7 protein-coding genes and 1 pseudogene are annotated in these 11,807 nt (G+C 73.7%); 2 read left to right on the plus strand and 6 right to left on the minus strand.

What is annotated here, in order from left to right; genetic code table 11:
* Nucleotides 1-30: 30 nt before the first annotated feature.
* Nucleotides 31-1,902: a translation elongation factor 4 gene (gene lepA / locus FM076_RS10745; protein ID WP_173869796.1), complete on the minus strand. Its 1,872-nt coding sequence runs from the start codon at nt 1,900-1,902 to the stop codon at nt 31-33.
* A 317-nt stretch (nt 1,903-2,219) separates the two neighbouring features.
* On the opposite strand from lepA, the gene rpsT reads away from it, so the two are divergent.
* Nucleotides 2,220-2,486 carry a 30S ribosomal protein S20 gene (rpsT, locus tag FM076_RS10750; protein ID WP_173869797.1) on the plus strand — a complete coding sequence of 89 codons (267 nt, stop codon included), beginning with the start codon at nt 2,220-2,222 and terminating at the stop codon, nt 2,484-2,486.
* Nucleotides 2,487-3,026: 540 nt separating this feature from the next.
* On the opposite strand, the gene holA is transcribed toward rpsT, so the two are convergent.
* On the minus strand, nt 3,027-4,016 hold the full coding sequence (gene holA, locus FM076_RS10755; protein WP_243274420.1) for a DNA polymerase III subunit delta: 990 nt from the start codon (nt 4,014-4,016) through the stop codon (nt 3,027-3,029).
* A 94-nt stretch (nt 4,017-4,110) separates the two neighbouring features.
* On the opposite strand from holA, the gene FM076_RS35275 reads away from it, so the two are divergent.
* Complete coding sequence (locus FM076_RS35275) at nt 4,111-4,356, plus strand: hypothetical protein (RefSeq protein WP_173869798.1); 246 nt, start codon at nt 4,111-4,113, stop codon at nt 4,354-4,356.
* Nucleotides 4,357-4,801: 445 nt separating this feature from the next.
* Here the strand turns inward: FM076_RS35275 and FM076_RS32930 are convergent.
* The 4 genes and pseudogenes from FM076_RS32930 to FM076_RS10780 all read right to left on the minus strand — a co-directional run.
* Nucleotides 4,802-7,444 (minus strand): annotated as a pseudogene (locus tag FM076_RS32930) (ComEC/Rec2 family competence protein); the annotation flags it as partial.
* A 146-nt stretch (nt 7,445-7,590) separates the two neighbouring features.
* Nucleotides 7,591-8,370 (minus strand): ComEA family DNA-binding protein, encoded by a 780-nt coding sequence (locus FM076_RS10770; RefSeq protein ID WP_345944943.1) that lies wholly within the window; start codon nt 8,368-8,370, stop codon nt 7,591-7,593.
* Between the two features lie 1,744 nt (nt 8,371-10,114).
* Nucleotides 10,115-10,960: a DegV family protein gene (locus FM076_RS10775; RefSeq protein ID WP_173869800.1), complete on the minus strand. Its 846-nt coding sequence runs from the start codon at nt 10,958-10,960 to the stop codon at nt 10,115-10,117.
* A gap of 35 nt (nt 10,961-10,995) precedes the next feature.
* Nucleotides 10,996-11,796, minus strand: coding sequence for a hypothetical protein (locus FM076_RS10780; protein WP_173869802.1), 801 nt, complete (start codon nt 11,794-11,796; stop codon nt 10,996-10,998).
* Nucleotides 11,797-11,807: the final 11 nt, after the last annotated feature.

Here is an 11,807-nt window from a genome sequence, read left to right on the forward strand (position 1 = left end):
CGCGGGGGCGCCGGGGGACGGCCGGGCGGGCTACTTCTTCGTCTTCGCCTCGCCGCCACCGCTGTCGTCGGTCGACAGCGCCGCGATGAACGCCTCCTGCGGCACCTCCACCCGGCCGACGACCTTCATCCGCTTCTTGCCCTCCTTCTGCTTCTCCAGCAGCTTCCGCTTCCGGGAGATGTCACCGCCGTAGCACTTGGCGAGCACGTCCTTGCGGATGGCGCGGATGGTCTCGCGCGCGATGACACGGGCGCCGACGGCCGCCTGGATGGGCACCTCGAACTGCTGCCGCGGGATCAGCTCGCGCAGCTTGTTCGCCATCCGGGTGCCGTAGGAGTACGCCTTGTCCTTGTGGACGATCGCGGAGAACGCGTCCACCTTGTCGCCCTGGAGGAGGATGTCCACCTTGACCAGGTCGGCCGCCTGCTCACCTGTCGGCTCGTAGTCGAGGGAGGCGTAACCGCGGGTACGGGACTTCAGCGCGTCGAAGAAGTCGAAGACGATCTCCGCCAGCGGCAGCGTGTAGCGCAGCTCGACCCGGTCCTCGGACAGGTAGTCCATGCCCTGGAGGCTGCCGCGCCGCGACTGGCACAGCTCCATGATCGCGCCGATGAACTCGCTGGGCGCGATGAGTGTGGCCCGCACCACCGGCTCGTGCACCGTGGCGATCTTCCCGGTGGGGAACTCGCTGGGGTTGGTCACCACGTGCTCGGTGCCGTCCTCCATCTCCACGCGGTAGACCACGTTGGGCGCCGTGGCGATCAGATCGAGGCCGAACTCGCGCTCCAGCCGCTCCCGGATCACCTCCAGGTGCAGCAGCCCGAGGAAGCCCACCCGGAAGCCGAAGCCGAGCGCCGCCGAGGTCTCCGGCTCGTAGGTGAGGGCCGCGTCGTTGAGCAGCAGCTTGTCCAGCGCGTCCCGCAGCTCGGGGTAGTCGGAGCCGTCCAGCGGATACAGCCCCGAGAACACCATCGGCTTCGGGTCCTTGTAGCCCGGCAGCGGATCGGTCGCCCCCGCGGACTGCTGGGTGACCGTGTCACCCACCTTCGACTGGCGCACGTCCTTCACACCGGTGATCAGATAGCCGACCTCGCCGACGCTCAGCCCGTCGGCCGGCGTCATCTCCGGAGAGTTGGCGCCGATCTCCAGCAGCTCGTGGGTCGCGCCCGTCGACATCATGCGGATGCGCTCGCGCTTGCCGAGCCTGCCGTCCACGACCTTGATGTAGGTGACCACACCCCGGTACGCGTCGTAGACCGAGTCGAAGATCATCGCGCGGGCCGGCGCGTCCGCGACACCCGTCGGCGGGGTGACCTGGCGTACGACCTCGTCCAGCAGCTCCTGGACGCCCTCGCCGGTCTTCGCGGAGACACGCAGCACGTCCTCCGGCTCGCAGCCGATCAGATGCGCCAGCTCGGCCGCGAACTTGTCGGGCTGGGCGGCGGGCAGATCGATCTTGTTGAGCACGGGGATGATCGTCAGGTCGTGCTCCATCGCCAGATAGAGGTTGGCGAGGGTCTGCGCCTCGATGCCCTGCGCGGCGTCGACCAGCAGGATGCACCCCTCACAGGCGGCCAGCGACCGCGAGACCTCATAGGTGAAGTCCACGTGGCCAGGGGTGTCGATCATGTTGAGGACATGCGGGGTGTCCGGATCGTCCGTGGGCGCCCAGGGCATCCGCACGGCCTGGGACTTGATCGTGATGCCCCGCTCGCGCTCGATGTCCATGCGGTCGAGGTACTGCGCGCGCATCTGCCTCTTGTCCACGACGCCGGTCAGCTGGAGCATCCGGTCGGCAAGCGTGGACTTGCCGTGATCGATGTGCGCGATGATGCAGAAGTTACGGATCAGCGCCGGGTCGGTACGGCTCGGCTCCGGCGCGTTCGTTGGGGTCGCGGGCACGCAGTGTCCTGTCGGGTCTGGCCTGTCGGGTCTGGGTACTGGGGGTCGTACTGGGGGTCTGGGTATCGGGGGCTGGGGATTGGGGGTCGGGCTGGGCTGGTCAGCTCCGGGCTGGCATGCTCCGGGCTGGTTCGGCTGGAGCGCCTGCGGCGCCCCCGCGGGAGGATGTGTCCCACACCATGGTCCCATGCGCGCGGCGCAGGACCGGATTGGGAGGGTCAGGACCCTGCTGGTAGCCTGGGCGACTGTGCCTTATGGCACTGATGCGGTGCCCGTCGGCACCGAGGTGTGAAACTCCGAACCGCAAAGGCTCTTTCGTGGCGAACATCAAGTCCCAGATCAAGCGGATCAAGACCAACGAGAAGGCACGGCAGCGCAACAAGGCCGTCAAGTCCGAGCTGAAGACCGCGATCCGTCGCACCCGCGAGGCCGTCGCCGCCGGTGACGCCGCCAAGGCCGTGGAGGCCCAGCGCTCCGCCGCCCGCAAGCTGGACAAGGCCGTCAGCAAGGGCGTGCTGCACAAGAACAACGCCGCCAACAAGAAGGCCGCGCTCGCCAAGCACGTCGCCTCCCTCCAGGGCTGACCTCTTTCTCCAACGCTCCGGCGTGCTGGTCCTCCAGCCCGACGGTGCACGGTCCTCGACCGGCTCCGGCGTCGTGAGGCGGGCCCTCTCTCATCCGCCGTACGTCCGAGCCACCGCTTGAGAAAGCGCCGCACGCGGCCTGCGTTCGCCACGCGGGTGCGGCGCACCACACAGCACGACGCGTCAGACCCCGTCCGTCCCCTTCCCCAGGGCCGGCCGGGGTCTTTCGCATACCCGGCCGGGCGTGGGCCCCCCGGGGGGGACGGTGCCGGGGGACGGACGGTGCGGGGGCGCGGGCTGAGAACGCGGGCAAGGACCGAACCGAGGACCTTGCCCTGTCGGGCGAAGGAGGCGGATGAGCGCCAGGTGGGGTCCCAGTGGACAGGGCACCTGAGTACGCGGGAGGGACTCACTCGGGCCTCGGCGGGGCTCGGCCATAGGGGTCCCCGGTGGTGGGGGCCCAGTGGTGGAGGGCTCAGTGGTGGAGATCCCGGGGGAGGAGTCGGTGGAGGACCGGTGGTGGGTCCCAGTGGTGGGGGCTCAGCGGGAGCGGGCGGCAGTGGCGATGGTGACGACCGCCTTCTCCAGCGCGTACTCCGGATCGCTGCCCGCACCCTTGACCGCCGCGTCGGCCTCGGCGACGGCACGGAGCGCCGCGGCGACCCCGTCCGGAGTCCAGCCGCGCATCTGCTGCCGTACCCGGTCGATCTTCCAGGGGGGCATGCCCAGCTCGCGGGCCAGATCGCCGGGCCGCGCCCCACGGGGTGCCCCGGCCAGCTTGCCGATGGCCCGTACGCCCTGCGCCAGGGCGCTGGTGATCAGCACCGGTGCGACGCCCGTGGCCACCGCCCAGCGCAGCGTCTCCAGCGCCTCGGCGGCCTTCCCCTCGACCGCCCGGTCGGCGACGGTGAAACTGGACGCCTCCGCCCTGCCCGTGTAGTAGCGGCCCACGACGGCCTCGTCGATCGTGCCCTCGACGTCGGCGGTCAGCTGCCCGCACGCCGAGGCCAGCTCGCGCAGGTCGCTGCCGACCGCGTCGACCAGCGCCTGGCACGCCTCCGCCGTCGCCGCACGCCCCGACGTCCGGAACTCACCGCGCACGAACGCGAGCCGGTCGGCGGGCTTGGTCATCTTCGGGCACTCGACCTCGCGCGCACCCGCCTTGCGGGCCGCGTCCAGCAGCCCCTTGCCCTTGGCCCCGCCCGCGTGGACGAGCACCAGCGTGATCTCCTCCGCCGGCGCGGACAGATACGCCTTCACGTCCTTGACCGTGTCCGCCGCCAGGTCCTGCGCCGCCCGGACGACGACGACCTTCCGCTCCGCGAACAGCGATGGGCTGGTCAGCTCCGCGAGCGTGCCCGGCTGGAGGTCCCCCGGCGCGAGGTCGCGCACGTCGGTGTCCGGGTCTGCGGCGCGTGCCGCGTCGATCACCACCCGCACGGCCCGCTCGATGAGCAGCTCCTCCTGGCCCACCGCCACGGTCACGGGGGCGAGCGGATCGTCCGAGGTCTTCTTACGCGTACCAGCCATCCCGCCCAGCATCCCACGCCGCACCGACACCGGACCCCACTGCTCCCCGGAACCAGCCGCGGCAGCGCTGCGGCCGCACTGGGACAATGCCCTGGTGAGCGATGTACGACATGTGCTGGTGCTGCCCGACAGGGACGCCGCCGAGGAGGTGGCCGCGCAGCTGGAACTGCGCCTGGGGCTCGCCGAGGAACCCGAACTGGTCCGCGAGGCCCTGGCGGGCGAGGACGACGCCGAGGACGCCCAGTGGCTCGTGGTCCTCGAAGACCCGCGTGCCGAACACGACCCCGCCGTGCTGGACTCCCTCGCCGCCGAGCACGACGGCTGGCTGGAGCGCGACTGAGACGCCCACCCACGACGTGGGACGCCGGCCCTTCCCCTCTCCCCGCGCCCGGAGCTGTCCACGTGCCCGGGCCTGTTTCCCGGCCCGGAGCTGTTTCCTCCTCCGAACCTGTTTCCGTCCCCGGATCCGTTTCGGCGCCCGCACCTGTTCCCGTACCCGGGCTGCCTCGTCGGGTCACCACGGCGGGGGTGCCGTCGGGACGTCGTACGAGGGCCAGTGAGCCGTGCCGGTCCGTCCGCGCGACCAGCGCCCCGGTGGCGGTCAACGCGCGCAGCGTCTCGGGGGCCGGGTGCCCGTACGGGTTCTCCCGCCCCGCCGAGACGAGGGCCACCCTGGGCCGCAACCGGCTCAGCAGCACCGGATCCTGGAAGCGTGAACCGTGGTGTGCCACCTTCAGCACCTCTGCCTGCGGCAGGTCGGGACGCAGTGCCAACAGGGCCCGCTGCGCGGCCGGTTCGAGATCCCCGGGCAGGAACACCCGGAGCCCCGCCGTCCGGACGAGCAGGGTGACGCTCGCGTCATTGGCGCCGCCTCCGCCCTCCTCCGTACGGCTCCCATCGGTACCGCCTCCGTCCGTGCCGCTCCGCCCGGCTGCGGGGGCCATTCCGGCCCTGCCGGTTCCTGCGGCCCTCTCGGTCCCGGCAGTGGCGGTACCGGCAGTGCCGGGGCGGGCCGTGCCGGGGCGGGCCGTGCCGGGGCGGGCCGTGCTGAGGTGTGGTGTGCCGGTGCGGGCTGCGTCGGTGTGTGCCGTGCCGACGGCGGCGTTGCCGCTCCCGCCGGAGGGGCCCCCGTCACCGGCCGCCGGTGACGGGGGCGGTGGCGGGTATGGCGGCGACGGCGGGGACGGTGTTGGTGACGGTGGCCATACGACCTCCCAACGCAGGTCCCCGGTATGCCTTCGCTCGCCCGCGTGCGCGGGGAGCACCGGCACCCCCGCCTGCCGGGCCGTCCTGCGGACGAACTCCGCCTGCCCCGGCGGCTCCGCCAGCCCCGTCGTCTGGATCGCCCCGATCTTCCGTCCCCGCAGCAGCCCCGGCAGCCCCGCCACGTGGTCGGCGTGGAAGTGGGTGAGCACCACCAGTGGGACCGACGTGACACCCAGCTCGCGCAGGCATCGGTCCACCGCGCGGGGTTCGGGTCCCGCGTCCACCACCACGGCGCCGCCCCCGCCACCGCGCTCCCCGTCGACGGCCAGCACCAACGCGTCCCCCTGCCCCACATCGCAGGCCACCATCCGCCACCCCGTCGGCGGCCACCCCGTGAACGGACGCACCAGCGGCGCCGGTCGGAGCACCGCCACCAGCAGCACCAGGCCGCACGCGGCACACAGCCACGGCCGGTACGGCACTCGCAGCCGCACCGCCACCAACGCCAGCCCGCCCAGTACGGCTGCGAGCACCAGCGCCCCCGTCCAGGAGCCGGACCAGGCGATCTCCGCGCCGGGCAGCCCGGCTCCCGTCCGGGCGATGCCCGCGATGGCCTCCACCGGCCAGCTCGCCAGCCACGCGAGGCCCTCGGCCACCGGCATCGCCATCGGTGCCGTCACCAGCGCCGCGAAGCCCAGCACCGTGGCGGGCGCGACCGCGAACTCCGCCAGCAGGTTGCACGGCACAGCGACCAGGCTCACATGCGCCGCCGTCACCGTGACCACCGGCGCGCACGCCACCTGCGCCGCCGCGGCAGCCGCCAGGGCCTCAGCGAGCCTGGCCGGACAGCCTCTGCGCCGCAGTGCCGCGGCCCAGCGGGGTGCGATCGTCAGCAGAGAAGCGGTCGCCAGGACGGAGAGCAGGAAGCCGAACTGCCGTGCGAGCCACGGATCGTAGAAGAGCAGCACGAGGACGGCGGCCGCGAGCGCGGGCAGCAGCGACCGTCGCCGCCCGGTGCCGATCGCCCATACCGCGATCAGACCGCAGGCCGCTGCCCGCAGCACGCTCGGCTCCGGACGGCACACCACCACAAAGCCGAGCGTCAGCAGCCCGGCGACCACCGCCGTGGTGCGCAGTGGAAGGCCGAGCCGCGGCGCGAGCCCCCGGCGCTCCGCCCGGTGCGCGATGCCCGGCGGACCGATGAACAGCACCAACAAAATCGACAAACTCGCCCCGCTCACCGCGAGAAGGTGCGTCATATCGGTGGCGTGGAAGGCCTCGTCCAACTGCGGGCTGAGTCGCGAGGTGTCGCCGACCACGAGCCCTGGCAGCAGACCCCGCGCGTCCACGCCGAGGCCGTCGGTCGCGTCCCGCAGCCCCTCCCGCAGTTGCCCCGCGGCCCGTTGCAGCTGTGTCGGGCCCGCCTTGACCTTCGGCGGGCCCGGCCCGGTCCGCAGGACCACGGCGACATCCTGGCCTCCGCGCCGGTCCGCTGCGGGCCGCACCACCTCGGCGCGCACCGTGAGCCGTGTGGAGGGCAGCAGCCGCAGCCACGCGGCCCGCGTGCCACCTGCGGAGGATGCCGGTCCGGCCACCTCGCCCTGTGCCGATTCCCCTGTCTCTTCTCCTTTGTTCGCTTGTTCCGCATCTTTTGCCGCTTGTTCTGCCTCGTCTTCCCTCGCTTCCTCGTCGTGCTCCGGCCTGACCATCAGCAGCACCGGCGTGCGCAGCTCGGTGCGGGAACCGTCCTCGGCGAGGAGCGTGACCGCCTCCGCCTTGGCCACCACCACTCCGGCCGACTGCCGCGCTCCTCGTACCTGCGGCCGGGTCGCCCGTGGGTCCTTCGTGAGAGTGACCTCGACCGTCACCTCGGCTCCGGTCCCGGCCAGCCGCGGCAGCGGCCCTCTGTGCAGGTCGGCCGCGTGCAGCGCGGCACTCCCGCCGGCCGCCGCCGCGCACAGCAGACACGCCGCCGCACCGGCCCACAGCGTGCGGCCTCCGCCCCGCACGCCCCACCTCGCCCCTTGCCGCGGCTCCGACCGCGCTCCCCCGGACCCTCCTCCGGACCCTCGGAGCCCGGCTCGGCGCCGCCCCGAACGCCCCCGTTCCCGGAGCACCGGCACCAGCAGGGCCAGGCCGGCGAGGGCGCAAACGACGGCGCCTATCGCCGCCTTCGTCCCGGAGATTTCCAGGGCCATCGCCGCGGCTGCCCAGGCCGCCAGCGCGGGACCGACCAGCCGCAGGTCCTGCCGCTCCTCCGCTGCGGCCACCGGATGGCCGGGTGAAGCAGAGGGGGAAGGCGCAGCAGAGGGAGCGGAGGCGGCAGCCGGGTGGGGCGGGACCGGCAGGACCGGCGGAGCACGGTGGCTCATGGGGTCACCTGCGGCTGGATGTCCGCGAACCGCTTCTCCCCGATGCCGTTCACTTCCTTGAGCTGGTCCACCGAGGTGAAGCCACCGTGCTCCGTGCGGTAATCCACGATGTGCTGGGCCAGCACCGGGCCGACGCCAGGCAGGGTCTCCAACTGCTCCGGGGTTGCGGAGCTGAGGCTGACCGGGGCCCCGGAAGCGCCGCCCGCACCACCGGCAGCGGCTCCTCCGGCCGAAGCGGCACCCGGTGGGGGTGCCGCGGCGGCCCCACCCTTGCCCGGCTCTCCGACGACGATCTGCTCACCGTCCACGAGCAGCCTCGCCTGGTTCAGTTCGCTCGTGTCCGCGCCCTTGCGGAGCCCGCCCGCCGCGTCGAGCGCGTCGGCCACCCGCGAACCCGCGGGCAGGTGGTGCACCCCTGGATCGCGCACCTTTCCGGAGACGTCCACCACCAGACGCTTGCCCGAGGAGGCGCCGGGGGAGGCCGCGGGAACGCCACCGGCCACGGCAGGGGCACCGCTGCCTTCCCGAGGGCGCGCGGAGGCGCCCTCGGTCGCACCCTGGGCACTCGGCACGGCCACCCCCTGGGGGCGCGCTGTCCAGAAGTGGTACGCCGCGAAGCCGACGGCGACGAGCAGCACCAGAGCGAGCGCCACCAGCGTCTTCGGCTCCACCCCGCAGCGCACCCGCAGCCACATCGGCAGCCGGTCCTCCAGCGCGAGCCCCCAGCGCTCCCGGAGCGACAGCCCGGACCGCTCCTCCCGCTCATCCGGTTCCACGAACTCCTCGCCCTCCCCGCGCCCGCCCCACCGCTCAGGTCCACCGCGCTCCCGGCCGGAGTCGCGCTCCCCACGGAACTCACGCCGGTGACGCCCGCTTTGCTCGCCGCGACCACCGTGCTCATCGCGGCCGTCTTCCTCACCGCGGCCGTCCTGCTCGCCACGGTCGCCTTGTTCGTCCCGGCCCCTCAGCCCGCTGCATCCGCCTGGGGCACCTTGCGCTTCGCTGTCGTCGGGCCCCTCACAGCCACCATGTCCCTCCCGGTTACCGCGCCCCGCCCGGTCGCCGCGATCGCCGGCGTCGCAGGGGTTTCGGGGGTTGCGACGGTCGCAGGGGTTTCGGGGGTTGCGACGGTCGCCGGGATGGGTGCGGGCACCAATGCTCAGGGCCCCGCGATCACCGGGGGCGCCCCGATCGCCGGAGGCGTCGTGATCGCCGCTGTGGGCGTCATCGAAGGTGGCGAGGTCGTCCGGGCCGGCAAGGTCGCCGGGGTTGCCGTGCCGGCCGCGTTCCCCGCGCTCGTCCTCCTTGCCCCTCCCCCGCCATCCGCGCCCGCTCCGTGCCGTCTGCGCTTCGGCCTCAGCCTCCGTCTCGAAGAATCCCGCTCCCAACCGCCCCGGCTCGGAGCCGTCCCCGGGACCGGGCTCGTCGTCCTCCTCCCCTCGCCTCTCCCCTGCCGGAGGATCCGTGCGCATCGGTGGCTCCCACCGTGCCGAGAGCTCCATCCGGCGCCGGTCCCCGGGCCGGGAACCCGCACCCGGGTGCCCTTCCCGCGCGCGCTCCCGGCTCCGGCGTACCGCCTCCCGTGCCGCGGCCAGGGCCTCTTCGCGGGGCATGACCGGGAAGTCCGGGTCCAGGGCCGGGTCTTCGACAAGGGATCGGGGCCCGGCAGGTGGCGGCGCAGCCGCGTCCGCTCCACCAGGTGGTGGCTCCGCGAGAAGTGACCGGGCACGCGTGGCCGCCGTACCCGGCTCGGGTGTCGTCCTTCGTGAGCTGAGCCGGAGCCGGTGCGCTCCCCGTCGGCCGGGCCCGGTGCCGGGATTGGTCCGGGGGCCTCGCGGCGGGCGTCGACGGGCCGGGCGCCTGCCCCGCACCTCGGTACGGGTGCCGGCGGCCTGGGCCGGTTCCGAGGCGAGGGCAGCTCCGCTCTCCGCGCGAGCCCTCCCCGGCTCGTGGGCCCTCTCCAGCTCGTGAGCCCTCTCCGACACATGGCCCCACCCCGGCGCATCGGCGCACCCCGGAGCATCGGCCAACTCCGGCACGCGGGCTCCGCCGGTCATCCCCTCGGCCCATCCCGGCACACCGCCCCAGCTGCCCGCGCCCCCGGCCCGCACCTCACCGCCGTCGGCCGCGCCTCCGCCGGCCGCACCCCCACGGGCCACATCACCGACCGCACCGCCACCGGAAACACCCCCACCGACCACGCCCCCGGACCACCCTTCGGCCCCACCACGCGGATGCCCCACCCCCGCACCGGCCCTGGCCCAGGCCCCGCCACCGGCGCCCCCGGCCGCACCGCCCGTACTCATGGCAGCACCGCCCACGCCCCCAGCCGCACCACCCGCGCCCGTGGCAGCACCGCCCACATCCCCCGCCGCACCGCGGCCCGCCCCGGCCCGCCGGGTTTCCGCTCGTTGTCCCGCTCGTTCGCTCATGGGCAGCGACGGTAGGCAGCCTGGGCCCGGGTTGGTGATCTTGCTCGTTTTCTGTGGACAAGCCGCGAGTTGTGGACAACTCGCTCACTCATCTGAGGGAGAGCACAGCCCCCAGGAGCCCCGGTCCAGTGTGGGCGCCGATGACGGCGCCGACCTCGCTCACATGGAGTTCCCGCAAGCCCGGCACCCTGTTCCGGAAGCGCTCCGCGAGGTGGTGGGCGCGCTCGGCTGCGGCGAGGTGGTGCACGGCGATGTCCACCCGGGCGTCCCCGGCCCGCTCGACCACGATCTCCTCGAGCCTGGCCATGGCCCGCGAGGCGGTCCTGACCTTCTCCAGCATGCCGATCCGGCCGTCCTCGACCTCCAGCAGCGGCTTGACCGCGAGTGCGGAGCCCAGCAGGGCCTGTGCGGCGCCGATCCGGCCGCCCCGGCGCAGATAGTCCAGTGTGTCGACGTAGAAGACCGCCGAGGTGGCCTCGGCGCGCTTCCGCGCGGCCGTGACGGCATCGTCCAGGGATCCGCCCGCCTCGGCCGCGTCGGCAGCGGCCAGGGCGCAGAAGCCCAGCGCCATCGCGACGACCCCGGTGTCCACGACCCGGACCGGGACGGGCGCGTCCTTGGCGGCCAGACAGGCGGCGTCGTACGTGCCCGAGAACTCGGCCGACAGGTGCAGCGAAACGATTCCCTCCGCCCCCGCCTCGGCAGCGGTGCGGTAGGCGCTCGCGAAGGTGTCGGGGCTGGGACGGGACGTGGTCACCGGGCGCCGCTCGCGCAGGGCGATCGCCAGCGAGCGGGCGGAGATCTCGGTGCCCTCCTCCAGAGCCTCGTCGCCGAGGACGACGGTCAGCGGCACGGCCGTGATCCCGTGCCGGCGCAGCGCCTCCGAGGGCAGATAGGCGGTGGAATCGGTGATGATCGCGAGAGGGCCGTGCATGGAACGGAGGCTATCGGGCGGGTGAACGGGGCCGCTCAGGAGGCGCTCCGCGGGGGGCGCTTGCGGAACGCCGGGGCCGGTTCCGTCCGCTCGCGGTCGGCAGCCGGGTCGGTCAGCGAGGGGTCGAGCCCGTTCAGCCCCTGGGCGGACGGGCCCAGCTCGCGGGGGCGGGACCGGTCGGCAGGCTGCTCCGCCTGGGAGGTCCGCTCGCCGGGGCGCGTTCCGCCCGCCGGGCGCTCACCGGCGCCGCCGGATACCGCGCCGTCCGCCTCCGGTCCGGCCACCATCGGCCCGGAGTCCCAGTGGCGCAGCGCGCCGGCCTCCACGTCGATCCTGTCGCGCAGGGCGGACAAGCCCTCGCTGTCGAACCGGCTCGCACGGTCCTGGGCCGCGAAACGCAGCGAGTCCGCGGACTCCTTGATGTGTCTGACCCGCTCCCGTGCCTCGGGGAGCCGGGCCGAGATCCGCGCGCGGTCCGGCTCGCGCTCCATCAGCAGACGAAGCTCCCCGTCGAGCTGGCGGGCGTGCTCGTGGAGCTGGTCGAGCAGGCCGAGGGCCTCGGACAGGCCCGGGTCCTGGCGGGCGCCCGCCTCCAGCGCGGCCCGCGTGCCGTCGATGGAGGAGCGCAGCTCCAGGCGGAGCCGGGCGGCTTCACCGACCGGGCCGGGCTGTGCCGTACGGGCCTTGAGGGTGGTCTCCTCCACCGTGCGCCGCACCTGGGCTCCGGTGCGCTCCACGCCGCGTTTGACGGCCCGGACGGCCCGGACCGTGACGATCGCGCCGAAGGCGAGGAAGGCCAGCAAGAGCACCAGCCCGATGAAGACTCCCACGTCCACAGGTCGCTCCT

Origin of the sequence: Streptomyces albus subsp. chlorinus (assembly GCF_013302895.1) — a bacterium.
GTDB classification, from domain to species: domain Bacteria; phylum Actinomycetota; class Actinomycetes; order Streptomycetales; family Streptomycetaceae; genus Streptomyces; species Streptomyces chlorinus.